The organism is Agrobacterium sp. AGB01, from assembly GCF_014851585.1.
Lineage (GTDB): Bacteria > Pseudomonadota > Alphaproteobacteria > Rhizobiales > Rhizobiaceae > Agrobacterium.
Genome location: NZ_JACVAB010000003.1, coordinates 149,159 through 175,097, shown reverse-complemented (window position 1 = coordinate 175,097; position 25,939 = coordinate 149,159). Strand labels below are relative to the sequence as shown.

Annotated in this window: 21 protein-coding genes; 10 read left to right on the top strand and 11 right to left on the bottom strand. The window is 53.8% G+C overall.

Annotated elements, in window-relative coordinates; all coding sequences use genetic code 11:
* Positions 1–204: 204 nt before the first annotated feature.
* Positions 205–1,065 carry a D-amino-acid transaminase gene (locus IB237_RS12625; RefSeq protein WP_192489026.1) on the bottom strand — a complete coding sequence of 287 codons (861 nt, stop codon included), beginning with the start codon at positions 1,063–1,065 and terminating at the stop codon, positions 205–207.
* Positions 1,066–1,213: 148 nt separating this feature from the next.
* Here IB237_RS12625 and IB237_RS12620 point away from each other — a divergent pair, with 148 nt between their 5' ends.
* Complete coding sequence (locus IB237_RS12620) at positions 1,214–2,155, top strand: glyoxylate/hydroxypyruvate reductase A (RefSeq protein ID WP_192489420.1); 942 nt, start codon at positions 1,214–1,216, stop codon at positions 2,153–2,155.
* Positions 2,156–2,232: 77 nt separating this feature from the next.
* Here IB237_RS12620 and IB237_RS12615 read toward each other — a convergent pair whose 3' ends face one another.
* Entirely contained in the window at positions 2,233–4,350 is a 2,118-nt protein-coding gene (locus IB237_RS12615; RefSeq protein ID WP_192489025.1) for a TonB-dependent receptor domain-containing protein, read from the bottom strand.
* A gap of 145 nt (positions 4,351–4,495) precedes the next feature.
* On the opposite strand from IB237_RS12615, the gene IB237_RS12610 reads away from it, so the two are divergent.
* Entirely contained in the window at positions 4,496–5,941 is a 1,446-nt protein-coding gene (locus IB237_RS12610; protein ID WP_192489024.1) for a glycosyl transferase family protein, read from the top strand.
* A gap of 245 nt (positions 5,942–6,186) precedes the next feature.
* On the opposite strand, the gene IB237_RS12605 is transcribed toward IB237_RS12610, so the two are convergent.
* The 7 genes from IB237_RS12605 to IB237_RS12575 all read right to left on the bottom strand — a co-directional run bounded on the left by IB237_RS12605 (position 6,187) and on the right by IB237_RS12575 (position 12,876).
* Positions 6,187–6,369: a hypothetical protein gene (locus tag IB237_RS12605; RefSeq protein WP_192489023.1), complete on the bottom strand. Its 183-nt coding sequence runs from the start codon at positions 6,367–6,369 to the stop codon at positions 6,187–6,189.
* Between the two features lie 149 nt (positions 6,370–6,518).
* On the bottom strand, positions 6,519–7,622 hold the full coding sequence (locus IB237_RS12600; protein ID WP_192489022.1) for an alanine--glyoxylate aminotransferase family protein: 1,104 nt from the start codon (positions 7,620–7,622) through the stop codon (positions 6,519–6,521).
* A complete protein-coding gene (locus IB237_RS12595) occupies positions 7,609–8,412 on the bottom strand; it encodes an ABC transporter ATP-binding protein (RefSeq protein WP_192489021.1) in 804 nt (267 codons plus the stop codon). Before IB237_RS12595 ends, IB237_RS12600 begins: the two co-directional genes overlap by 14 nt.
* Complete coding sequence (locus tag IB237_RS12590) at positions 8,409–9,209, bottom strand: ABC transporter ATP-binding protein (RefSeq protein ID WP_192489020.1); 801 nt, start codon at positions 9,207–9,209, stop codon at positions 8,409–8,411. Before IB237_RS12590 ends, IB237_RS12595 begins: the two co-directional genes overlap by 4 nt.
* The gene (locus IB237_RS12585) at positions 9,206–10,042 is read right to left on the bottom strand and encodes an ABC transporter permease (RefSeq protein WP_192489019.1); all 837 of its coding nucleotides are present in this window, start codon (positions 10,040–10,042) and stop codon (positions 9,206–9,208) included. The genes IB237_RS12590 and IB237_RS12585 overlap by 4 nt, the downstream gene beginning before the upstream one ends.
* Entirely contained in the window at positions 10,039–11,028 is a 990-nt protein-coding gene (locus tag IB237_RS12580) for an ABC transporter permease (protein ID WP_192489018.1), read from the bottom strand. The genes IB237_RS12585 and IB237_RS12580 overlap by 4 nt, the downstream gene beginning before the upstream one ends.
* Before the next feature lie 237 nt (positions 11,029–11,265).
* Positions 11,266–12,876, bottom strand: a complete 1,611-nt coding sequence (locus IB237_RS12575; protein WP_192489017.1) for an ABC transporter substrate-binding protein — start codon at positions 12,874–12,876, stop codon at positions 11,266–11,268.
* 300 nt (positions 12,877–13,176) lie between these two features.
* Between IB237_RS12575 and IB237_RS12570 the strand changes: the two genes are divergently transcribed.
* The 3 genes from IB237_RS12570 (at position 13,177) to repB (ending at position 17,176) form a co-directional block, all read left to right on the top strand.
* Positions 13,177–14,367 carry an aminotransferase gene (locus tag IB237_RS12570; RefSeq protein WP_192489016.1) on the top strand — a complete coding sequence of 397 codons (1,191 nt, stop codon included), beginning with the start codon at positions 13,177–13,179 and terminating at the stop codon, positions 14,365–14,367.
* A gap of 471 nt (positions 14,368–14,838) precedes the next feature.
* Positions 14,839–16,095, top strand: a complete 1,257-nt coding sequence (gene repA, locus IB237_RS12565; protein ID WP_192489015.1) for a plasmid partitioning protein RepA — start codon at positions 14,839–14,841, stop codon at positions 16,093–16,095.
* A gap of 13 nt (positions 16,096–16,108) precedes the next feature.
* Positions 16,109–17,176 (top strand): plasmid partitioning protein RepB, encoded by a 1,068-nt coding sequence (gene repB, locus IB237_RS12560; RefSeq protein ID WP_192489014.1) that lies wholly within the window; start codon positions 16,109–16,111, stop codon positions 17,174–17,176.
* Between the two features lie 306 nt (positions 17,177–17,482).
* Here the strand turns inward: repB and IB237_RS12555 are convergent, their stop codons facing one another.
* Positions 17,483–18,508, bottom strand: a complete 1,026-nt coding sequence (locus tag IB237_RS12555) for a saccharopine dehydrogenase NADP-binding domain-containing protein (RefSeq protein ID WP_192489013.1) — start codon at positions 18,506–18,508, stop codon at positions 17,483–17,485.
* 77 nt (positions 18,509–18,585) lie between these two features.
* On the opposite strand from IB237_RS12555, the gene IB237_RS12550 reads away from it, so the two are divergent.
* The 3 genes from IB237_RS12550 to IB237_RS12540 all read left to right on the top strand — a co-directional run bounded on the left by IB237_RS12550 (position 18,586) and on the right by IB237_RS12540 (position 23,866).
* Positions 18,586–18,951: a helix-turn-helix domain-containing protein gene (locus tag IB237_RS12550; protein ID WP_192489012.1), complete on the top strand. Its 366-nt coding sequence runs from the start codon at positions 18,586–18,588 to the stop codon at positions 18,949–18,951.
* A 594-nt stretch (positions 18,952–19,545) separates the two neighbouring features.
* Positions 19,546–21,489 carry a methyl-accepting chemotaxis protein gene (locus IB237_RS12545; protein ID WP_192489011.1) on the top strand — a complete coding sequence of 648 codons (1,944 nt, stop codon included), beginning with the start codon at positions 19,546–19,548 and terminating at the stop codon, positions 21,487–21,489.
* Positions 21,490–21,937: 448 nt separating this feature from the next.
* Positions 21,938–23,866, top strand: coding sequence for a methyl-accepting chemotaxis protein (locus IB237_RS12540; protein ID WP_192489010.1), 1,929 nt, complete (start codon positions 21,938–21,940; stop codon positions 23,864–23,866).
* 55 nt (positions 23,867–23,921) lie between these two features.
* Here the strand turns inward: IB237_RS12540 and IB237_RS12535 are convergent, their stop codons facing one another.
* Complete coding sequence (locus IB237_RS12535; RefSeq protein ID WP_192489009.1) at positions 23,922–24,170, bottom strand: hypothetical protein; 249 nt, start codon at positions 24,168–24,170, stop codon at positions 23,922–23,924.
* Positions 24,171–24,271: 101 nt separating this feature from the next.
* Between IB237_RS12535 and IB237_RS12530 the strand changes: the two genes are divergently transcribed.
* Together IB237_RS12530 and IB237_RS12525 are read left to right on the top strand one after the other, a co-directional pair.
* Positions 24,272–24,823, top strand: a complete 552-nt coding sequence (locus tag IB237_RS12530; RefSeq protein ID WP_371815312.1) for an RNA polymerase sigma factor — start codon at positions 24,272–24,274, stop codon at positions 24,821–24,823.
* A gap of 102 nt (positions 24,824–24,925) precedes the next feature.
* Positions 24,926–25,921: a FecR domain-containing protein gene (locus IB237_RS12525; RefSeq protein WP_371815311.1), complete on the top strand. Its 996-nt coding sequence runs from the start codon at positions 24,926–24,928 to the stop codon at positions 25,919–25,921.
* Positions 25,922–25,939: the final 18 nt, after the last annotated feature.

Genomic DNA, 25,939 nt, shown 5'->3' with positions numbered 1-25,939 from the left:
ACCATCGGTCAACCCGACCGGTCAAACGGCAATGAACGGCTGAAGTGGCGGTGACGTTTTTGATTTTCGTTAGAAAGGGGGAAAAAGAACACGGCTAATTATTGGCGATATGGGACGACAGTGACGGCTGATGTAAAAGCCGCCCATTAGGGCAAAATAAAACCCTGTCAGTTGACAGGGTCTTTGGCGTTTCTGATGCCTGAATCAGGGGCCTTCGCTGGTGTCGATGCTATGCTGGATATAAAGTGAACGCAATTTTTGGCTTATAGGACCAGGCTTTCCGTCTCCGATTTTTTGTCCGTCGATAGCGATGACGGGCATAACGAAAACCCCGGCCGAAGTGATAAATGCTTCCGCGGCCGATTTTGCTTCATCAGGTGTAAAAGACCGCTGCTCCGTCGGAATACCATTCTTCTCCGCGATATCAAGAATCGAGCTGCGGGTAATTCCATGGAGCAGAGCATTTGATAATGCGCGGGTGATAAGTTTGCCATCGCTGGTCACGATATGAAAATTGTTGGATGTGCCCTCGGTGATGAAACCATCCTCCACAAAGAGAGCATCATCTGCGCCCTTGCGTTGGACTTCCATCTTCGCCATCGACGAATACAACAATTGCACGGTTTTGATCTGGCGATTGGACCAACGGCCTTCAGGGACCGTGGCGACTGAAATTCCGGTTTCCCATCTTGGATTTGCCAAGACATTGCGGGCCTGGGTAAACATCACAATTGTTGGCTCGAGACTGGCACTATAGAGAAAGTCGCGATCTTCAGCACCACGCGAGATTTGCAGATAGATCAAACCGTTCGTAAGTTCATTTCGGCGAATGATTTCGAAATGGAGCGTCTTGAGAACATCATTGGTCACCGGCGGTTTGATACCGAGCGCTTCGAGTGAACGGGCGAGACGTGCCGCATGGCCAGTGAAGTCGATCAGCCTGCCGTTAGCGACTGCGGTTACTTCATATATCGCATCGGCGAAAAGATAACCGCGATCGAAGACAGAAACCTTGGCGTTTTCTTCCGCGACCCATTCACCGTTGACATAAACGGTCCTGCTCATTTCGCTTTTCCTTTAATGAATTTTGAAGCTCACCCGTCCTACAACATGTGTGATTAACGGGGAATTGCTTTCCTTTCGAATGCCGGTTGAATACGGTTTGCCCAGTTACACTCATTTCCAAAAAAGGTGTTTTTGATAGATGTCCCAACTGCCGCCTATTGCATTTGTCTCGCGGAGTGATGCCGCCTCCGAAGCCGTCTGGATCGGTGCCTTGAGTGCGGCTTTACCGCAAGAGACAATCATCTCTTTTTCGGCAATGTCAGACGATGAAAAGCAGCGCGCAGAAATTGCTATTGTCGCCAATCCTGACCCCGAACACATCGCAGCACTGCCAAACCTGAAGTGGGTTCATAGTCTTTGGGCCGGCGTTGAACGTTTGGTTGCGGAGTTGGGTCCAAAGGCTCCACCTTTGGTTCGACTGACTGATCCGGAACTTTCGCGAGTTATGTCTGAGGCTGTTCTTGCCTGGAGTTATTACCTCCAACGGGATATGCCCGCTTATCGGAAGCAGCAACAGCATCGTGTCTGGCAGGAACTGGAATATCGGCAACCAAGCGAAATGACCGTTAGTCTGATCGGCCTTGGTGAGTTGGGCGCAGCTTCTGCCAGAAAACTGAAAGATGCGGGTTTCAACGTAATTGGCTGGAGCCGTTCGATGAAATCGCTAGCCGGAATTGAAACAGTTTCCGGTGATGAGGGGTTGAATACCATGTTGCAGCGTAGCGACATTGTGGTCTGCCTTGTGCCACTCACCGAGCAGACCCGTGGATTGCTCAATGCATCTCGGTTTGGAATTATGAAAAAGGGCGCCAGCCTTATCAACTTCGCACGCGGACTGATTGTCGTGACTGATGACCTCTTGGACGCTTTGGACAGTGGTCAGCTTTCACACGCTGTACTCGATGTCTTCGAAGTAGAGCCGCTACCCGATAGTTCGGCGTTTTGGGATCATGAGAAAGTGACAGTGCTACCGCACATTTCCGGACCAACCGGTCGTGAAAGTTCCGCGCGTATCGTTGCTGGGAATATTCGCAACTGGCGGCAAACTGGCACCTTGCCACCGATTGTCGATATTCAACGGGGATACTAGATTTTGGACAAAAATAACCCGGCTTTGATGAGGCCGGGTTATCTTGAAGCGTGACGCGATGAAGCGCAGATGTATTGTTAGAATTTGGTGGTTACGCCAAGGAAGAATGTGCGGCCATTTTCCACAAAATTGGATTCGCTCTTCGGCTGCGCATCGAAAATGTTATTGATGCCAGCTTTGAAGTCGACATTCTCATTGAAGCTGTACCTGGTCGAAATATTGGCAACAGCGTAAGGCTCGACGTTCTGAGCGATGAGCGTTTCAGGTGTTGTGACATAATCGACCTGTTTTCCGTAATAGTCACCTGAGAGTGTGAAGCTCAAATTCTCACGGGCCTGCCAAACCAGTTCCGTATGGATGGAGATTTCCGGATCCGCAGACAATGGCAGGTTAGTTTCGAGGTTCTTCGATTCAAACAGCCAGGTAAATGAGTTTGTCCAGGTCAAAGTGTCGTGTAATGGAATGGCGAAGTTACCTTCCAATCCCTGTGATCTGGCACGGTCAACATTGATCTGTTGAACATATTTCGTGCCGCCGGCAGTGATTAGCGAAGCCACGCGGGCAGAGGTAATTTTGTCTTCAATTTCATTGAAGAAATAATTCAGGCCTGCCTGCAGTCCCGCGGAATTTTCATAGAAGAAACCGCCTTCGAAACTGTTGCTGGTTTCCGGTTTGAGGTCTGGATTACCGACCATTTCGCAAGGGCCGCCGACAGCACCGCAGCCACGGCCGCGGGATGTTTGCACCCAATTCGGATTGAGTTGGCGAAGATCAGGCGCTTTGAAGGCCTGAGCCCAACCGGTTTTGAAAGTCAAATCCGGAGTGACATCCCAGGTGATGTAAGCGCGCGGAGAAAGATGACTGCCAAACATGTCGTGGTAGTCATAACGCAGACCCGTTGTCAGATGGACAGTTTCGATGATGTCGAGCTTGTTTTCGGCAAACAGCGCAGCTGTCCAGTTGTCGGTTTGTGGAGAGCCACTTGTTCCGGTTACGGTATTGGCCTTGCCAAGATTTTCTGGATCGTCCAGTTCTTCGTAGCGGAATTCGCTGCCAATAGTCAGGCCATCCGTCCAGAAATAATCCAGTGGCATGGCCAATTTACCGTCCAGCGTGTAGCTGCGAACGGTGATGCTGTTACCGAGAACATCGCCCAAACGATCGGTGATGGTGTGTTTGTTTTCGGCATTTTCCAAAAAGCCGGTGACTGTTGAGGTACCAAAGTCCCACTCGCCGACATGGCGAAGCGAAACTGAGGTGCGCTCAATTGTTGTCGGTGTGTCGGCCTCGCCCGGTTCAAGATACGGGATGTAACGCTCACGCCCAAAACCCGCTTCAAGATCAATAACTTGATCGGTTGATGGCGTCCATGTCAAACGACCTGTCAGGTCGAAATCACGTGTGCCGCGTGGTGTTTCCACACCGCCGCCCAAGCTCTCATCGGCTTCTTTTTGTTTACTCACATTGCCAAATGCGCTGAAGGACAGAACATCAGGGATGATCGGACCACTGACGTAACCGCTGAGTTTCTGTTTGGAGCCGGTCAGGGCATTGCTTGGCAACAGCGTTTCTGCGGTCACCGATCCACGCCAGCGATCACTGTTTTTCTTGGTGATGATATTGACGACACCGCCCAATGCATCGGAGCCATAAAGTGTCGACATCGGGCCGCGCACGACTTCGATACGTTCGATTGCATCGATTGGCACCCAATCAAGATCGCCGTTATATTTGCGCATTGTCGTCAGGCCGGCGTTTACGCGCTTGCCGTCTATGAGGATGAGAGTGTAGCTGGAGCCGAGGCCACGTATACTGACACCGCGCGTGCCGTTACTGCCAAATCCGACATTGACACCTGGTTGAGTGCGGATTGCCTCGGAAATATCCGTGACGGCTTTTCGTTCAAATGTATCAGAGTTGATAACCGATACACTGGCCGGTGCGTTGCGCAAATCGGTTGCGACCGACGAGGCTGTCACGACAATCTGTTGAAGCATGAGTGCTTCTTCATCTGTGGCTGTGTCAGCTGACTGTTGCGCGTAAGCGTTTTGAGCAATGAAAATGGCTGTACCTGCGAGGCACGCCAAGGCAATTCGGTGCTTTCCGGCTTTCAGGTTTTCGCTTGGATGCTGGCGTTTTTTTGCGCGCAACATCGTCCCCTGCCCGTCCCCTCGACGGTCAGCGATCAACTTCATGTGACACTCCAGACAATTAACTTGAGTAATGGTATCCACATAATTAACGGGTCTGGTAAGAGCAACCTTGTTGTTTTCGAATGATTCCAAATTTGAATATGAGGAAGTTACGGGGCAGAACGGAGATGTCGTGACAGGGGAAAAAATGCGACGCGGGGGCGTTGATCAGCCACAAGATCGATCAGGACAGCTGCGTCTTTTGATCGTGCTGGACACTCTTTTGCGAGAGGGGAGTGTCAGCCGCGCAGCGGCAAGTATGGGTATACAACCACCTGCAATGAGCAGAATGCTCGGGCAATTGCGGGAAATTTATGGCGATCCGCTATTCCATCGAACGGCGCGAGGGTTGGTGCCGACGCCACTAGCAGATTCCTTGCGGGTTCGTGTTCGGGCACTTGCGGCAGAAACGGATCGGTTGTTAGCGCCGCAAAAGGAGACCGTCTCCTCCTCCAGGCCCGGCGAAACCGGTTGGAGTGGCCCTGCCCTGTTGGACGTACCACCGCTTGCGGTTCGGCCCTCGATGCTTCTGGATGGACAGCCATCACCAGAGCACATCGCCGATAAATTATCCCGGATAGGGGACAACGCACCGCCGATGCAGCGACTTGCGAAATATATCGCACTGTCCGGCGCAGGCGTAGGTCGCAGCCGCTCGCTCAACCGGGAAGAAGCGCAAGACGCCTTATCCATCATTCTCGATGGCGAGGCAGATCCGATCCAGATTGGTGCTTTGCTGGCGACAATGCAGTTCCGCGGTGCAACGACATCTGAATTTGCAGGTTTTGTCAGGGCACTTCGTGCTCATCTCAACGCATCGGATGTCGGGACCACGACGGCTGATCTCGATTGGCCGGTATATTTGTCACCGAAGTTACGCACCTCTCCCTGGTTCATGCATGCCGTGCGACTGGTTAATATGGCTGGTTACCGCGTGGCAATGCATGGTTCTGCCGGCGGTGGTCAGGACGAAGCAAAATTTGTTATCGCTGCGAAGATGTCGGGCATTCCGGTTTGCGCATCGATCAAAGATGCGAAAAACGCGCTGAAGACGGCTGCGAGCGTCTTCATTCCAATGGAAACCCTCGACGCACAAATTACCCGGCTTATCGGTCTCTATCCGTTGATGGAAATGCGCTCGCCGCTCAATACGATTCTGCAGTTGATCAATCCCTTGGGCGCGAAGGCCAGCATCATGGGTGCTTCGGGGTCCGCGCGACGGGATCTACACCGCGACATTGCGATGTTGCTGGGTGTGCAGCAGCTGTCCATCATCGGCAATGTCAGGGATATTCCTGAATTTGGCCCGTTCAGAACGACGACGATCTATCGGTTGCTGGATGGTGCATCCTATGATTTTTCTATTCCGGGCATGAAACAGCCAGGTGCCGAACCGGACACGTTGATGACGATGCGGGAATACTGGTTTGCGGTTTGGACAGGTGCGGCGCGTGATGAACGTATGGAAATGGTGATTTGTGCGACGGCCGCCATGGCGCTGATGACGATTGAATGTGCATCTGCGGATAGTTTTCTGGAATACTATCAACGTGCGTTGAGACTATGGAAGGACCGTTTGGTGGCGGCTGCGTAACCATGGTCCTGGGTATGGCAGCACCTTCAAAATCCTCAATATGATGCAACAGCTATAAAGTGGCCGCGTTAAAACCCAGCGTCTGAAATGTATTCTGAAAATATGGATTGAAAGATTGGAAGGATATTGAAGGTGCCGCTAAGGCCATGATCTAAAGGGATAAAATCCGTTTCTTAGATCATGGTTTTGTCTTATGTTGTGGCACTTTTATCTCAAAAAATGCCACAAGAAATATCATCCGGATGTTAAATTACCGGATAGAGGGACCAGAAAAACAGTTCGTGTTCCTGCTCTACATCCTTTCGAGATGCCTCATCGCGCGCAGTGGGTGCCGCAGTTTTTTCACTGCCCGTTTCTGACTTGTTCTCGGGCATTTTGCGGCCGAGACCGAAGAGGTCAAAGGAAAGCATGTTCATACCTGCTACCATTTACGTATCTCCTGTCTAATCGTTTACGTTCCGTTAAGTGTGCTTTGTTGCCACTTTTTCGTCAAGATTGGTCAGGCAATCAATTTTCTATTTTTTCTGTAGACTATAGCAAGAATATTTACTGATGGAACGCGAGAGAAAATGCGGGCTTAATTTGGGCCTTCGAAGGTTTTTGTCAGAGCTGAGTGGGCAGGGATCGCGTCATGTGCGACATTAAAATGTTTGAGTAGGGAGATATAGGCATCGATATTGGCGGTGACTGGCTCTCGAGAGGCGCGACGTCCTGTGTGGTTGAAGCGGACAAGTCGTTCCGCGCCAGGGCCTACACCCGATGTGAGATCAGATCCCGCACTCCATGATCGAGCTGCGAAGTCATTCAACGCAATTTTTTCTGGTAATATGGCGGTTGTCACAAGCGCGGATGCCTGGTCTTTTTCTACCCATAGTGTGGCGCCCAAGGCTTGCAATGCACTGCGGGTGGCGCTTGCGGCACGCTTATGACGCGCCACAATGTTGGCTATTCCCTCTTGCTCCACACGCTGCAAAGCTGCTCTCAAGGCATAGAATTCCAGCGGCGCCGGTGTGCCAGGGAGTGCACCTCTCCCTTTCTCAAGCCATTGTTTTTTCTGGTCAATCAGCGACAACATAGAGTCGCGTGGTGGATTATCATGATCAAGAAATGCCCATGCCGCTTTGCTAATAGAGATAGCAGATAGTCCGGCTGGACCTGCCAAAGATTTTTGCGGGCCAATGACGGCGATGTCTATGCCCAGCCTGTCGACTTCCAATGCGTGGCCACCGACGGAAGCAACGGCATCCACGACGGTGACAATGCCGCGTTTTTTCGCAAGGGCAACGATCTCCTCCAATGGATTGAGAATGCCACTGGCCGATTCCGCGTGCACCACTGCAAGGATTTGGATGTCAGGTTCTGCATCAAGGGCGGCTTCGACAGCTTCGATTGTGATCGGTTTGGCTGGGGCAGCCTGCAAGTTGCTCACTTGCGCGCCGCCGCGCGACAGCCAGCCGCCGAACCAGCTGCCATAGGGGCTGGTGACGATGTTGAGTGCGGTGAGATCTGGTCGTGCCAGACTGGTCGCAACGGCTTCAAGTGCCAGCACCGCTTCTGCCTGAATTAGGAGAACATCGTTTCGAGTACCAAGTATCGCTGCCAGTTGATCCGCCAATGGCGCATAGGCATCGGCCGGGAAGGCCGGTGTGTCGAGCAGGAAAGTCCAGTCACGGTTCGGCATTGCGGATGTCCTCATGCAATATATCAAGCCGCGGAACGGCCTCAATCAGTTGTTTGGCGGCGGCAGATTGCGGTGCGGCAATGACTTTGCCGGTAACACCGCTTTCAACGATATGCCCCTTTTCCATCACCGCAATGCGATGGCAGACAGCGCGGATAACGGCAAGATCGTGTGATACAAAGATGCAGGCGATACCGGTATCACGCTGAATTTCAACAAGAAGTTTCAAAATTCTGCTGCGAACGGAGACATCAAGCGCAGAGACGGCTTCATCCATTACCAGCAAATCGGGGCGCAGTGACAGGGCCCGGGCAATCGCAACACGTTGGCGTTGCCCACCTGATAGAGCCATGATCGGGCGTACGGCGTAACTGGCTGGTAGACCCACACGTTCCAGCAATCGGTGAATTTCACGCTCACGCCCAGTGGCTGGTACAATATTGTGGATCCGTAACGGATCGCCGATAGCACTTGTGACCGTTGCGTGCGGATTGAAGGCTCCTACAGTGTCCTGAAACACCATCTGCATGTGCTTGCGCTGTTTTCGAAGCGCTGCCTGCGGGAGGGCCAACCAGTCCTGTCCTTGAAAACGAATAGACCCGCTATCCGGTGGAACAAGCCGCATCAAGATCCGGGCTAGTGTCGATTTTCCGCAACCTGAAGCGCCGGCAAGACCCAGCGTTTCGCCTTTTTCGACGCTGAAGGTGATATTGGACAGTGCCGTCACCTTACGTGGTCCGCCGTCATAGGTTTTTGACAGTCCTGTTACCTGCAGCAGTGGCTCGGTCATTGTTGGGGCTCCAGCACCAGCGGTGGCGTGGAAAGATCAATATGCGCCGAAATCAGTTCGCGCGTGTAGGGATCTTCGGGAGAGTTTATGACCTCACTCGCCCTGCCCTGCTCTACCAACCGTCCGGATTGCAAAACAGCGATGCGGTCCGCCAGACTGCTAGCCAAAGCGATGTCGTGTGTGATGAAGATCAGCGTCATGCCTTCCTCTCGCACCAGACCATCGAGCAGTCGGGCAATTGCCGCCTGAGTGACGCTATCAAGCGCACTTGTGGCCTCGTCGGCTATCAATATGGATGGTTTCGCCGCAATGGCCGCTGCAATTGCTACACGTTGTTTCTGGCCACCTGAGAGTTGATGTGGATAGGCATTCACTAAGCGCTGAGGTTCCGGCAGTTGAACCAGTTCCAGCAGATCTACAGCCTGTCTCAACGCCTGTTTATAGGAGATATCGAGATGCTGATGTGCAGTTTCGGCGACTTGCTCGCCTATTTTCAGCACAGGATTGAGGCTACTTCCAGGATCTTGAAAGACATATGCCAGTTCACGACCGGCTTGTGGGCGGGCCTTTATGCGCTTTCCATGCAGGGCCCAATCAATTGAGCCGCTCGATTTAGCGCCCTGCGGTAAAAGTCCCGCGAGAGATCTGGCCAGTGTCGTTTTGCCGGAACCGCTTTCACCGATGATTGCCAGTCTCTCTCTTGGATAGATCTCAAGGTTAATATCTGTCAATGCCGGAGTTCGTTGTTTGGGGTAGGTTATGCCGAGATTTTGGATATGGCACAGTGGAAGCGTCATTGGTCCCCTCCCCTGTCGCTTTTTGACAAAGCCTGATTGATACCTTCGCCCAGAAGATAAACACCCAGCACCAGTGTCAGCAAACCAAGGCCCGGTATGATGGAGAGCGATGGTGCTGAGCGAAGCACATTACGTCCCTCGGCAATCATCGATCCCCAGGTAACGATGTTCGGGTCTCCCAATCCCAGAAACGACAAAGCGGCTTCTGTCAGCACGGCTGCTGCGACGATGATGGCAGCCAGTGCCAGAACCGGTGGCAGGGCATTGGGCAATATCTGCCTGAAGGCGATTTCAAGCGGGTGCATGCCGATCGTGCGGGCAGAGGCGACGTAATCGCTTTCACGAATGGACAACACCTGTGCGCGCGTCAAACGGGCGGGATCTGCCCATGCGCCGAGTGCAATTGCGATGACCACAATTGGCATGGAGGTACCGATGGTACTGACGAAGGCAAGTGCCATGAGAAAGCTGGGCACGATTTGAAAGGCGTCAGTGACACGCATCAGTGCCTCATCAATCAGGCCACTGGCGAAACCGGCAAGGGTGCCAATGATCGTACCGAGGGTTATTGCGGCTATAGCTGCGGCCAGTCCGACGGCGAGTGACGCACGTGTGCCATGTACCAGCCCGGCCAGAACATCGCGGCCCAGCCTGTCGGTTCCGAGCGGAAAGCTCATGTCGGTGAACGGCGGAATGAGTGGCGCACCGGCAATCGACAGAGGATCGGCAGGAAAAAGATAGGGCGCAGCCAGCGCAATCGCGCTCAATGCGAGCAGGATGATCACGCCGGCCAGTCCCGATGCGGAAGCCATGAGAAAACGGAGCTGTTTCATGTGCCGGTGGTCCCTGCCCCGACGCGCGGATCGAGCGTGGCGTAGAGGATGTCGACAAGCAGGTTGACGACAATCACGAACACGGCGCTGACAAGAATGATGCCCATCAACAATGGGGTATCTCGTCCCGACACAGCTTCCTGCGCCAGACGTCCAAATCCCGGTATGGCAAACACGCTTTCAATCACCACGCTGCCCCCCAGCATCGCCGCTGACTGCAATCCAAGCACCGTGACGAGTGGTAACAGGGCATTGCGTGCGACATGGCGTAGAACGATCCTGCTGCGTGAAAGCCCCTTCGAGCGGGCAAACAGCACGAAGTCGAGTTTCCAGATGCTGGCCATGGAGGTGCGCATGACGCGCAGGAAAAGTGCCAGATAGATCAGACCCAGACTGGTGACCGGCAAGACGAGATGTCTGGCGATATCGAGTGCCCTCGCCCAACCGAGCTTGCCAGACGCGATGGTTTCAATACCGGATGTCGGAAACCAGCGAAGCTGAACCGCGAATATAATGGCAAGCACCAGGCCGAGCCAGAAACCCGGCATGGCGTAAAGTGCCAGTGAAGAGATCGACAGGAACCGATCACGCACACTTCCCGGTTTTGCCCCGGCGACAATGCCAAGCACGGAGCCCAATGCGAAAGAGATGGCTGTGGCGCTTCCCATGAGTAGTAGCGTATTCGGCAGCCGTTCGAGTATGAGCGCAAGCACGGGGCGATCGAAGGACAGAGACCAGCCAAGGTCTAAACGCGCTATGGAGCCAACGTAGACCCAAAGACGGGCCAGCATGGATTGGTCCAGGCCGTATTGCGCTCGCAGTGTCTGCACAAGGTTCGCATCGCCGCCTCCAATCGAGGTTAGATAGGCATCAACGGCGTCTCCCGAGGCGTTCTCAAGCAAAACAAAAGTAAACAGCAGCACGATCAGCAGGACCGGAATGGCGCTGACGGCTCTTCGTTTCACTAATGTCATGGACCGGCGCATAGCTGATATCCCCGACTATCGATATTCTTGCGAGCGCAGCCAATCAGTATTCGGAAGCATTGACCAGCCCGTTGTGAAAATTTGTCGTCCCGAACTTCGGCCGGAGGTAGAGACCCGGCGATAATTGCTGAGGCTGAAAACGTCGATACTGCAACGTGCAGCAGATTTTTCTGGAGACCGACTGTTGTTGAAGTCAGGGTTTGGAAGAGTTGTCACCCTGCCAAACCCTGTCAGGTGTCAGGAAACCAGTTCCGCATCTGCCCAGTTCGAAACCGCCCAACGTGGGTTGCTTGCCACGTTCTGCACGGTATCGCGGGCAACTGTGATGAAGCCCCACTCCGCAACGTTGATGAGAGGCAGATCCTCGGTGACCTTTTTCTGGAACTCCTTGTAGAGTTCCGTACGGGTCTCGGTATTGACCGTCTCGGCAGCCTTGTCGATCAGCGCATCCAGATTCTTGTTTTCATAGCCACCCTGATTGGAGAAGCCGACACCAGCCGGTGTGCCTGACTTGACGAGAATGGTGGTAGAGATGGCCGGGTCTCCACGGAACACAGGTGGAGCAATCGCCAGATCAAATGCATGATCGGTGTAGACTGCCTTTTGATGCGCGGCGGAATCATTGTTGACCAGCTCGGCATCAATTCCGACTTCGGCCAGAGCCTGCCGCAGATAGGCACCAAACTGTTTGGTTTCATTAAAATAGGGTGCCGGCAGCAGCTTCAGCGAGAAGCGATTACCGCCCTCCCCGCGCTTGTAACCTGCCTCATCCAGAAGGGCGTTGGCCTTAGCGACATCGAAATCATAGGTCTCCACTTCGTCCGTGTAGAACTCCGGCGCATTCTTGGGCACAGGGCCGCTCGAGGCCGTTGCATAACCAAGGAAGATGGTGTCGACCACGAACTTCTTGTCGATAGCGTGCGCAATCGCCTGGCGTACCTTCAGGTCGGCCAACTCCTTGCGGCGGTGATTGATTTCGACGACCAGCTGATAGGTGAGCGCCTCGTAACCGTCGGCAATCACCATTATTCCCGGCACCTTGGAGATGCGCGACAAGTCTGCCAGCGGAACCGCCGAGAAGGCCGCAAGGTGGATTTCTTCCGCCTCAAGCGCAGCACCCGCCCCTGCCCTGTCTGGAAGAATGCGGTAGATGATTTCCTGCAGCTTCGGTTGGCCGGCATTCCAGTATTTTTCATTGCGTGTCAGACGGTAATACTCACCTGGTTTGTATTCGGCAAACACGAATGGGCCTGTACCAACCAGCTTGTTGTTGGCCGGATTGGTGGCAATGTCGGTGCCTTCATAGACGTGTTTCGGCAGGACGCTGGTGACGACCGGAAGCGCATTACGGATAAGCTGGAATGGTGTTGGCTTGGAGAACCGGAAGACAGCCGTATGGGCATCCGGTGTGTCGACGGTTTCGAGATGCGCGAAAACCAGACGGCCGAGATTCTGCAATGTCTTCCACACGGACAGCGCCGAGAAAGCTACGTCAGCCGATGTGAACGGTTTTCCGTCGTGCCACGTGACGCCCTCACGCAGTTTGAACGTGGCGCTCAGGCCATCTTCAGAGCCCTGCCATTCCACGGCAAGACGCGGCGCGAGCCCATCCTTGCCATCAAACGAGGCTTCGGCCAGCGGCTCGATAACCTTGCTGGAAATGAAGAATACACCGTTTGACGCGACGATAGCAGGGTTGAGGTTTTTAGGTTCGGAGTCGGCTGCGACGATCAGACGTCCGGAGGCTGCCTCCTGCGCAAAGCCCCTGCCCGCAAGTGTGGTCGAAGCGGCCAGCAGAATGGTGCTTTTTAAGAGCAGGCGTCGGGACAGTGAGGACGAGAAAGACATGATTTCCACTCCGATAGATGAGATGCTTCGCGGGCCGCAATGCAGCATCTTATGCCTGCGGTGAGAGGAGTGTCCATCTTAAAGGGAAGATAGGACAGCAATTGCATTTCAGCTTTTTTGAGATGCAGAGCAATTTAGATGCAATGTGTGGTTTTAGGTGAAATGCTATTCTGCGAACCCTGCGACGCTATCAAACCGCATGAAAACACTTGCACGCTTTCCGCTCCTATTTCATGGTCTGTCGCCAGATAAGACGGCCCCTGCCCGGTAACGATTTTGCAAGACGCTCAAGGACATTCCATGCCATCCGCCGATAACAAACCTGTATTCAACTCTCTTGTCGCTGAGTTGTCGCCACCACCTGTTCCCTTCGTTTTTGCTTGGGCACGGGCTTACGATGGCGCAAGCGGACCGATGATCGACCTGTCTCAGGCCGTACCGGGTTACGCGCCGCATGACGATATTCTGCGCTGGTTGGGTGAGGCGGCATCCTCAAAACAATATTGCGGATACGGTCCGATTGAGGGTGAGACGGAGTTGCGGCATGTCTATGCGCAGCACGTGTCAGGGCTTTATGGTGCAAACGTTGTCATCGAGAATATCCACATCACGTCGGGCTGCAATCAGGCCTTCATGTGTGCGGCGATGGCTGTGGCCAAGGCTGGCGACAGTGTTGCATTGACGGATCCGTTTTATTTCAATCAGGACACGACACTTGCCATGCTCGGTATCAACCGGGTGCTTGTGTCCTGTGACCCAGATAATGCATTTCTCCCAAACATCGTTGACGTCAGAAGAGTATTGGACACGGGCGTTAAAGCTCTGGCTCTGGTAACGCCAAACAATCCGACCGGTTCGGTTTATCCGCCAGAGTTGTTGCTGGAGATTTTCCATGTCTGCCGGAAAAAAGGTGTATGGCTTATCCTCGACGAGACCTACCGTGACTTTCTTCCTGGCCACACGCCGCGCCCGCACACACTCATGAATGTCGAGGGTTGGCAGGATAATCTCATCATGCTGTACAGCTTCTCGAAATCCTTCTGCGTGCCCGGGCATCGTGTCGGCGCGATAACAGCAGGCCCGCAGGCTGTCACCGAAATCGCCAAGATCATGGACAATCTGCAGATCTGTGCAGCGCGTGCACCGCAGGCAGCCGTTGCAAAGGCTATTCCCGCTTTGGCCGATTGGCGCGATGGCAATCGGGTCGAGATTGAAAGACGGGCCGATGCACTGCGTCAGGTCATGCCGAAGATCAGTGGTTGGGACCTGGTTTCGGTTGGTGCTTACTTTGCGTTTATCCGCCATCCGTTCCGTGGTGTTTCGTCTACAGCTGTATCGGAGCAGCTGGCGAAAAGGGCAGGGGTGGTGTGTTTGCCTGGCGTCTATTTTGGTCAGGGCCAGGAGGACTATCTGCGCTTCGCTTTCGCCAATGCCGATGTGGAAACCATTGCCAAGCTGGAGAGCCGTCTCTCGGGATTTAAGCTGGCATGAGCGGCTGAAGACCAAGACATGTCGCGAGTTGACAGCTGTCAACTCAGTCAACAAAGCCGCAGATTCCCAGATTTTGCGGCTTTTATTTGCCCAGACGAAATAGGATAGTTTGTGGCCGTGGGCCACATCTAGACCGCATAATTGAGGTTAGCAGCGCTCGATACATCGTTAACTAGCTGAAATATATCCACGTTATGCGGTTGACAGCTGTCAACAAGCGCTGAATTTTGTGCCAAAAATCAAATGTCTTGGGTCGCGGAGTGCTTGACGAGAATCACTGCATCCGTCATCTTGTTACGGAAATTCGCAAAAATTTGAGTATTTGTCGTAACTGGCCAGATTTTCTGTAAATCTCGGCATGGTTGGTTAGCTTAAGATCGTTGTCCTGGTCCTCCTTCTGGACGCTTAAGGAATGATTTCACCGCTGTCGAACCCACAGTGCTCATACTCGCCAGTCAGGAGATCGAACCCATGGTGTCTGTAGTGCAGGCGACCGATGAAAAGCCACAGGGCACGCCGAGCATCGTGGCAGATGCCGCGATTGCGGCGGACGCACGTGCGCTGTCCGAGCAATTGAAGGCGATGCGTGAACGCCTTTATCCACCGATGGCACAGAAGACACTGCGCCAGTTTTCCTCAGGTGAGGCCGCAAAGCTGATCGGTGTTTCGGATGGCTACTTGCGTCAATTGTCGCTGGCGGGCGAGGGGCCGCAACCTGAAACTGGGACCGGCGGCCGACGTTTCTATACGTTGAACGACATCAATGCGCTGCGCCATCATCTCGCTGAACAGGCTTTGGCAAAAGGCAACACTGCGAAGGCACGCAGTTATCTGCCGCAGCGTGATCTGTCGCGCGGCGAACATATGCAGGTAATCTCGGTTACCAACTTCAAGGGCGGTTCGGGCAAGACCACTTCAGCTGTTCATCTGGCGCAATATCTGGCGCTGACCGGTCACCGTGTTCTCGCTATCGATCTTGATCCGCAGGCATCGTTGTCGGCGATGTTTGGTTATCAGCCGGAGCTGGATCTGACCGGCAATGATACGCTGTATGGCGCTATTCGTTATGACGATCAGGCCCGCCCACTCTCGCAGATCATTCGCGGCACCTATTTCCCTGGGCTTGATCTGGTTCCTGGAAATATCGAACTGCAGGAATTCGAGCACGAGACGCCACAGGCGCTGACACGCCGCCACAGCGGCATAGACAGCGGGCCGCTGTTCTTTGCACGTATACAGGCCGCTCTGGCCAGCGTGGAGCAGAATTACGACGTGGTGGTCATCGATTGCCCGCCGCAGCTGGGATATCTCACCCTGTCGGCGCTTTGCGCCTCCACATCCGTTATCGTCACGGTCCATCCGCAGATGCTGGATGTGGCGTCGATGAACCAGTTTTTGTTCATGACCTCGGATTTGCTGGGCGTGGTGCGTGAGGCTGGTGGGGAGTTAAACTTCGACTTCCTCCGCTATCTCGTTACCCGTTTTGAACCGAATGATGGGCCGCAAACACAGATTGTCGGCTTCATGCGTTCGCTGTTTGGGGATCGGGTTCTGACCGCGCCCATGCTGAAATCCACAGCTGTTTCCGATGCTGGCCTGACCAAGCAGACACTGTATGAAGTGGGCCGCGAAAACTTTACTCGCACCACCTACGACCGCGCGCAGGAAGCGATGAATGCGGTCAATGCAGAAATTGAGAAACTCGTTCACGATGCATGGGGCCGATAGGAGGCTGACGAATATGGTTGGAAACTCCCGTAAAAGCGAACTCAAGGCTTTGTTTGGCGGCTCTCTGCCGGTTACGCCAACACCGGCTGTTGCGCCGGAAGTCAAACCTGCCAGCGCCGCACCAGTGGCTCCGGTCAGCAATACCGAGACAAATGCACCGGCGCGCAGCGCCTCTGGCGCAGTTCGTGCCATGGGCCTGTCGCTCGGTTCGATGACCCGTGAAGCCGAAGAGGCGAGGGCACTGCGGCAGGCCATGAGCGATGGTGAACATGTGCTGGCCGTTGATCCAGCGCAGATCGATGCTTCATTCGTCGAGGACCGTCTGAGTGTGGCGGGTGTCGATGATGAGGACTTTGCGGTGCTGCTGGAAAGTATCCGCGAAAGTGGCCAGCAGGTGCCAGTTCTCCTGCGTCCGCATCCGGAAAAACAGGGTCGTTACCAGACGGCCTATGGTCACCGCCGTATTCGCGCGGCGCTTAAACTGGGACAGCCGGTCAAGGCAATCATTCGCTCTTTGAGTGACGATGAGCTGGTCTTGGCGCAGGGTAAGGAAAATGCCGAACGCCGCAATCTTTCCTTCATCGAGAGAGCAATTTTTGCCAGAAACCTTGCGGAGCGTGGGTTTGATCGCAAGGTGATTGGTGACGCGCTTTCGGTTCAGAAAAGCGAACTCTCACGCCTCATGCAGGTGGTGGAAAATGTGCCAGCCCGGTTCATCACTATGATCGGGGCTGCTCCCAAGGCTGGCCGTGACCGTTGGATGAAGTTGGGTGAGATGTTGCAGAGTGATGCCGCTCAGGGCAACGCCCTGGACGAGATCGGCACAGATCGTTTCGGCACATCGCAAAGCGACCAGCGGTTTGAATTGCTGTTCAAACGACTTTCAGCCCGCCCGCCTGCTAAACAGAAAACCCAGCGTCCACGTGAACTCCGCGATGGTAAGGGGAAGGTGTTTGCGACACTGCGCGTCGATGGCAAAGCGCCGCGGATCGACTTTGTCGGAAAAATGGATCCGGAGTTTATCGAGAAGGTCGCCGTGCTGCTGTCGCGGGAATACACGGCGCATACTGTCAAGCGCTGATCGGAACAGGCCAGAGCACATCTGCGTGTTTTCAACATGTTGCGCTCTGGGTTTCACACCGATGACACTGGATTTTTGCAGGCTGGAACTGGATTGAACCAGTCATTTCGGATGGATTTGGACGTTGAGCTTCGCAATCGAAGCAAAGCCGCAATTTTTGCCCATTAAGAACCTGACGACGGGGCGTGCGGTTTTAGGTGTATATCTGCATCAAACTCCACATAGCTATCCGTGCCACAGCTATGCTGGTTGGACAGAATCTGTCCCTGCTTTCACACTCAATGTCCAAAAAACCATTGCGTTGTGTTACGCAGCGCCTGAGAGAGTTACGCCCCCTGCGGCTAGGCAATTGCTGTAGTGTTCGATCGACGTGACTTGATCGATATGCCAGACGCCGGGCGCGATGGGTGTGTCAGTAAGTAACCGCACGGTGTTTGCAGCGACCAGCGCAGTGATCGCCGCTTCCTCTCTTCCTTTCAGTGACATGGTGGCTTTGGCCTGTCGGCTATCACGTGAGCCCGTCACCACCACTGAAAGAGCCGTGCGATCAGAATCGAGCCTGATGTGCATCATGCTCTTGCTGACCAGACGGCGGAGAAAAGCGCTTTTTGTCACGAGTGGCAAAAGGCGGAATAAAATCCGACTTAGCGTCGCGCTATCAAAGGTCAGCAATGTTCTAACCTTGCCGATACCGCGTGTGCGCCGAAGCACGTGTTGATCTGCAAAATTGAATTCCATTGCCGGCTGCGGGTGATCATTTTTACCGAAATGGAGTTCTTCAATGGGTGCGCGTTTGAAATTCTGAAGTGTCCAGTCGATGGCAGCCGGTCCATGCGTATCACCAAGACCGAGCAAGATACCGATACGCGCCTCCGTCGCGTCATCAAGCTTATTGGCACAGGCTTTGACCAGCAGATTGGTGAGGCCCGGCGCGAGACCGACGGACAGAAGCGCCGTTCCGCCTGATGCCCTGGCGAGTTGGGCAAGCTGCTCGACGTCTCTGAAAAACCTATCGTCGGCGGTAATGTCGATATAGAGCAAGCCTCTCTTCAGAACATGTTCGACGAAGCCCGTGTCGGTTTGATCGACGCAGACAATAACCGTCTCAATTGCGGCAAGTGCTTTGCTCCAGGTTTGTGGATCGCGCACATCAAGCTGTGTTGCTTTGCATCCCAAACGGTTGGCCATGGCATTCGCTTTTTTTTCATCACGGCCAGCGATGCAAACCTGATACCGGCCGGCTGTCATCAGACGGCGGGCAATCTGGCCGCCGACATGGCCGTATCCGCCGACGATCATGACGCCCGGTCGGATTGTTGTTTGGTCACCCATTACTGTCGCGCCTTTGCATGTCAGGCCGAAAAATTTATGTTCCGGCGAATCGATTGGTCCGATGGTAGATAAAGCAGATGGCAACTGAACTATCCAAACGGGAAGAACAGGGACTGCAAGGTGAGGCAGTGGGCGCGGAACAGGCACTTCGCCATGTGTCGCAATGCCCGGTGGAGGATTGGCTGACGTTTCTCGGACACCGCTGGAGTGCGTTGATCCTCTGGCGTCTCTCCGATCGTGAATTCGGTTTTTCAGAACTCATGGAGACGTTGCCGAAGATTAGCCCGAAAGTCCTGACGGAGCGGCTCGAAGGTTTTGCCGAAAGGGGACTGGTAACCCGGTCTTCGAGTTCCACATTTCCCCGCCGCACGACCTATACACTGACCGATGCAGGACGGGAGATTACGCAGATGCTATCGGGGCTTTACGAGTGGGCGCGCTAAGGAGCCCTTCGCGGGCCGTATTTGCCTACATCGAAAAACTGTTGTTTGAGAACTAGCATGAAGGGCAAATATTGATGTGGCTTCTGGCATCGGCGGAGCGCTTGCTTTGGCTCTTGCATAAGAGGGATGGACACAGTGACGACGAGTTGGCCCGTGTCGTTTCGCAATCTCCTGGAGCGATGCAGACAGACACACTGATATCACAAAATCCCGTAACTTACGGATGACCTTGAGAAGCGGTCGAGCCGCTCAGGGGGGGTGACCTCCTGATGTTCAAGCCTTCCGTGCGCCTCACGAATTGCAATAACTAAATAACTGGAAATATTGCGATTTAATCTCTTTCCATGATTGTTTGTATGAATAAAGTAATACTTAATTTAAACTTTTCGCAAAATGTACAATTTGCAGGTTCCCGCTTTCAAGGCTGGAGCCGGTAGAACAATCGGATCACGCTCTTGCCCTGCATGATGCAGCTGCCAACAGTATTGCCGCTTGTCGCCCGATGAGTGGGCACACCTACCTGCAATGTCTTATCATGTGCTCACAAACTGCCCTCTTAGGGCCGGTTTCGAGGCCGTCTGGCTTGAGGTCTATATGTCGTTTTTGAAAAATGCCAAGATACAAACAAAAGTCGTTTTTGTAATTGCTTTGATGAGTATCGTTTCGTTGTCTGGCCTGGGTTATGTCAGCCTGCAATATAAACACACTGATGATAATTATAGTGAGTTCATCGCCAATAACGGAGTTGCAGCGGTCCTGAACGCCAGAACCAGCGGTAACCTCAATGCCTTGGGCATGCAAATTCTCCGGGCCACTCTCAATGAAGCCGGCAGCAGTGATTTTGAAAACGCCGTCAAGACTTTCCGTGGTGACAGCAAGCAACTTGAAGACCGCCAGAACACGATCGTAAAGCTTATTCCATCGCGCGCCGATGCGGCTCGTGACATTCTTAACGGCGTTGCAGAGGTACAGGCTGTCGGAGAACGCACTATTGCACTGATGCAAGCAGGACAAACTGCAGACGCTCAGAAGATGGCGCTGGAACTCCTCAAGAAGCTGGGAGAAGTTTCGCCAAAAATAAGTGCCGGTAACGAGCAACTCATAGAGAGAATGGTCAAGGGTAGCGACGAGCTTACTGCAAATACAAACAGCACGATTTTCAAGAGCATTACCGGCATTGTGATCCTGTCCTGTCTGCTGATTGCACTTGGCCTTTACGTCTCGTCGCGTGGCATCACGATGCCGATTGCCCGTCTTCGCGAACGGATGGCTTCGCTGGCAAATGGCGACACGGCGGCAGAAGTTGACGGCATGGACCGCAAGGATGAAGTCGGCCAGATGGCCGCTGCCGTACAGGTCTTCCGTGAAGGTGCCATTGAGCGCATTCGCCTTGAGAATGAAACGGAAGCCAATCGTTCCTTGTCTGAAAAAGAGCGAATTGAACGCGCCAAGCAGAAAGAACAGGAAGAGCGAGACGTGCAGTTTGCGGTCGATAATCTGGCCACAGCTCTTTCTAAGATCGCGCATGGCGATGTGACCTACCGGATTGCACAGCCTTTCGTTGGCAATCTTGACGGTATTCGTGGCGACTTCAACAAAGCTGCAGAACAGCTGCAGACGACGCTCAACCAGGTTGCCCAGAATGCACGCGGTATCGATGCCGGCGCAAATGAAATCAAGTCCGCCGCTGATGATCTGGCCAGAAGAACAGAACAGCAGGCGGCTGCTGTTGAGCAGAGCGCTGCGGCACTAGAAGAAATCACGACGACGGTTCAGGACTCGACAAAACGTGCGCAGGAAGCAGGCCAGCTCGTCAGCCGCACAAAGGTCGGCGCCGAAAAGTCTGGTGAGGTTGTTCAGAAGGCCGTCGCGGCTATGGAACAGATCGCAAAATCTGCAGGTGAAATTTCCAACATCATCGGTGTCATCGACGAAATTGCTTTCCAAACAAATCTGTTGGCGCTGAACGCCGGTGTAGAAGCCGCGCGTGCCGGTGAAGCCGGTAAGGGATTTGCGGTTGTTGCGCAGGAAGTGCGTGAACTTGCGCAGCGTTCTGCGGGTGCTGCAAAGGAAATCAAGAACCTCATTACAACCTCAAACAGCCAGGTACAGCAGGGCGTGCAGCTGGTTGGCGAGACCGGCAATGCATTGTCGGTGATTGTTGCAGAAGTGCAGGAGATCAACCGCCACGTTGCTGCGATTGCAGAATCCTCACAGGAACAGTCATCCGGTTTGCAACAGATCAACACCGCTATTAACCAGATGGATCAGGACACGCAGAAAAACGCTGCGATGGTCGAAGAAAGCACCGCTGCAAGCCACGGACTTGCACGCGAGGCGCTGTCGCTCAACCAGCTGCTGTCCCGGTTCACGCTGTCTGACAATGGATATGGCTCTGCTTCTCCCAACGTTCGTCCGGCATCCCCGGTTGATCGGCCGGCTGCCTCTCCGGCGCGTGCGCTCGGTGGCAAAGTTCGGGCTGCATTTGCAGGCAATGCTGCGCTGAAGACCTCTCCCGATAGTTGGGAAGAGTTTTGATAATTGTGCAACCCTAGTGGTTGGCGAAACTTGAATTAAAACTCCACCCCATCCGGCGTGTCCGGGTGGGGTGGTTTTGTTTTAAGCCTGTGCGGTCTCATTTGCACGCGAGCCATATCGGACCTCTTGAGTTCGATATAACCGTCCGTTCGCCGTCGATAAGAAAGAATATTCTCAACTGTGCCGGGTTTTGTGGTTTCGAAAGACGAAAATGTTGATCATTACCGTTACCGCGATAGCTTTTTTTCGCTGTTTATGTTGCGGCGCAGCAAAAAGTAAGATTTTCTTATTGTTCTTCTCCTAGCGTTTTGGCTTGGGACATAGCGACCAAATCTGGTCACCAGCGCGCATGATGTGCGCCGCCTTCTCAGGCGGTTTCCTGCTTTTCTTCCTCACTTTTCTGCTGCCAAACGCTTAGTCCCTCCGCCCCGCACCGAGGTTTTTTCCGATGCTCCAAAATTTAAAAATCAAAACCAAATTTCTTATGGCAATCGCCATTCTCAGCCTCATTTCACTTGCTGGTCTGATGCACCTGACTTTGAAGTTTTCCGAGGCCAACACGGCCTATTTCGGCTTTCTCCAGCATGAAAGCCTTGGTGCAAACTATGGTCCTCGTGGCGCAGCAGGAACCTGGACCGCGACGACCTGGCTAACGCGTGCGCTGGCTCAAAATCCAGCATCGCCTGCCTTCAAGGACTTTTCCGAGCGTTTTACGAAGGAACTTGCGGGCGCGCGTGGGCGCCTTGCGCAGGTGGCAGACCTTGTGCCGTCCCGTAGAGAGGCGATGAACGAAATCCTCGTTCTGGTCGACAATTTGAAATCGATTGGTGATCAGGTGCTGAAAGCACATGCGGAGGGGAATTCTGCAGAGGTCGAAAAACTTTCCGCAATGCTCGACAAAGCTGTGATTGATCTGTCCCCGAAATTCGGTGCCAACAATGTCGTTATGGCCGAAGCTTTGACCAAAGGTGGCGAAGAACTATCGAATTCAGTTTCACAAACAATCCTTTACACGACTTGCGCCTTGTTGGCCGGCATCGCAATCGCGATTGCAACCAGCCTCGCCATCGCTCAAAAGGGTATCACCGCGCCGATGGCACGGTTGCGTGAACGCATGGCGTCTTTGGCCGCCGGTGATGTTCGTTCAGACATCGACGGCCTCGGACGTAAGGATGAAATCGGCCAAATGGCCGAAGCCGTTGCGGTCTTCCGTGATAATGCCCTTGAACGGGCCCGCCTTGAACTGCAAGCCGATGAAAACCGCAGCCTGTCGGAGAAAGAGCGCGTTGAACGGGAGGAACAGCGTGCCCGCGAAGCATCTGAAGTCAAGTTTGCCGTTGAAAACCTTGCTGAGGGCCTTAGCAATCTCGCAGACGGCAATGTCGTCTATCGCATCGAGCAGCCCTTCACATCCATGCTGGATGGTGTTCGCGGCGACTTCAATGCTTCGGCAAGTAAGTTGCAGCTTGCGCTGGAACAGGTTGCTGAAAATGCCCGCAGCATTGAGGCCGGTTCGTCTGAAATCAGATCTGCCGCCGACGATCTTGCCAAACGGACTGAACAGCAGGCCGCTTCTGTCGAAGAAACAGCTGCAGCCCTCGAACAGATCACAACAACCGTCAAAGATGCGGCCAGCCGTGCCCATGAAGCCGGATTGCTGGTGAGCCGGACACGGGCCGGTGCTGAAAAGTCAGGCACCGTTGTACAAAATGCCGTTGCCGCCATGGAGCAGATCGAAAAGTCTTCGGGCGAGATCAGCAATATCATTGGGGTTATCGATGACATTGCTTTCCAGACCAACCTGTTGGCACTGAACGCAGGTGTTGAAGCAGCACGCGCTGGTGATGCCGGGAAGGGCTTTGCTGTTGTTGCACAGGAAGTGCGCGAATTGGCGCAGCGTTCCGCAAACGCAGCCAAGGAAATCAAGGCTTTGATCAACAACTCAAACCAGCAGGTACAGAACGGGGTTGAACTTGTCGGCGCAACCGGTACAGCCTTGAAAACGATTGTCGCCGAGGTGCAGGAGATCAACCGACACGTCAACGCAATCGTTGAATCGGCACAGGAACAGTCCTCCGGATTGCAGCAGATCAACACTGCGGTAAACCAGATGGATCAGGATACCCAGAAGAATGCGGCGATGGTAGAGGAATCCACCGCAGCCAGCCACGGCCTTGCCCGTGATGCAGCATCGCTGAATGCGCTTCTGGCGCAGTTCAAGCTCTCCGGCCGTTCTCAATATGCTGCTGTTCGTCCAGCACAAGCGCGCGACGTTCCAGCGGCATCACCAGCACGCAATCTTGCACGCAAGGTGGCGTCAGCCTTCTCCGGCAATGTGGCACTCAGCACGGCGTCCGATAGCTGGGAAGAGTTTTGATCTTCGCTTGAGATAGGTAATTGCTTTGAAAGAACTGCATCCCCGTCACTGCGTGTTACGTAATGATGGGGATGCACAGTGCGACATTCGCTTTTCCAGCATCGTGTGCGGATGCCGGTACCGCATGCAATTCGATGACGAAAATTTTATTCATCATTCCAAAAAAATGCCACCAATCATGAAGCATCAGCTGCGGCTGAACGAACCGGGATTCATGCAGTAAAATCAAATAGAAAATATGCGTGCAATACTCATGTTTTTTTGAGCGGGGGCTAAACGCGCATGTTTCAGCGTCGTCTCGCATGGTTGCAATCCCATTTGACCTTGACTAAGCCGTGTCGCGCGGTTGCTGCAAACGCATAAGCCATCCAGCGTCTCAGGCGAAATTGACATGTGCAATAGTGTTTGGCTTTACAGATTAGAAGGGCGGGGGAGGCTGATTTGTCAGCAGCCCTGAATGCAATTTTCCAGTCTCGCCGACGCTCCCTGATCTGGGCGGTCATGAAGATCGTTGGCGATGCACAGACCGCTGAGGATGTCGCGCAGGAAGCCTATCTGCGTGCCCGGCGGGCGGTAGAAAACGGCTCAATAGACCATATTGAAGCTTTCCTTCACCAGACCGCTCGCAACCTGGCACTTGATCACCAGCGCCATCGCAAAATGCGCTCGACCTATGAAGCCGACGGTGTGAGCGACGATTTTCTGCAGAACATTCCTGACAATGTACCGTCGATTGAGGCGGCAATATTGGATAGGGAGCGTTTTCATGCGCTGCAAAAGGCACTGAGTGGATTGCCTGAGCGAACGCAGACGGTGATGAGACTGAGCAGGATCGAAGAGTGGTCCAACCGAAAGATCGCCGAACATCTCGATATTTCAGAGCGAACCGTGTTCAATGACCTCAAGCTTGCCATGGCCCATTGCCGCGAAACGCTTGCCCGCTTTGACAGTCAATAACTACCCGGTTTTGAAAACGGGATAACTTTCTTTGCTGAATTTCAGCGCGTCGAGCGTCTCATATATAAAAGGCGCGAAAACAGCATCAATTGGACGGCTTGAGTGGCACCACAGGACGACGATCAGGATATGAACCAGAGCGGCTTTAAACACGATGATCCCATCGTGGATGAAGCCTTGGAGTGGTTTGCCCGCCTGCGCAACACAACACCTGATCCGGCGACCCAAGCTGCCTTTGACCGTTGGATTGCGACAAGCCCGCTTCACGCGCAGCATTATCGCGAACTCGAAGACATGTGGGGAGCGCCCGCATTCAAAAAGGCAGTACAGAGCCTTCCGGCAACACCCGTGCCGCATCTGGCGGTCAAAACAAAAACCTTTGGCTGGACGCGCCGTTTTGCTGCCATGGCGGCCGCCGCTGTGATGGCAATCGGTATATGGCAATATCCGGCGATGATGTTGCGGTGGGAGGCTGATTACCTTACCACCGTTGGCGACAGGTCTAGCGTGATGCTGCCGGATGGATCGCGGATGACGCTGGATACCGCGTCGGCCGTTGCCGTCGATTTTGCTGATGGAAAGCGCAATATCAAGCTGTTGCAGGGAGAGGCGTTTTTTGACGTCAAGCCAGATCCGGCCCATCCGTTTCGCGTAGTGGCAAGTTACAGTGAAGTCGAAGTGAAAGGCACGGCGTTTTCGGTGCGTCGCAACACTGAGGCCGACCGTGTAGTCCTGGAACACGGGCTTGTCGAGGTTCGCCGTGTCGGCAATCAAACAGAGAAAGCCAATCTTCGCCCCGGCGAGATGATTTTTGCCAACGAAGCATCGCTTTCGGCTGTCTCTCCGGCCGATCTATCAACTGCGCTTGCATGGCGCGATGGCCGCCTTATTTTTGAAGACCAACCCTTCTCCCGCGTGCTCAGTGAATTGCAGCGTTACTACAGAGGTACGGTCGTTATGGTCGATAAACGTCACGACCAGTTGGCTGTGACCGGTAACTATCGCCTGGATAATGTCGAAGCGGCAATCCAGACACTTGCGGATGCAGCAGGCGTCTCCATCACCCGTCTGCCGGGTGGGATCATAATCCTTCGTTAAATTCTCAACTATTTTTTC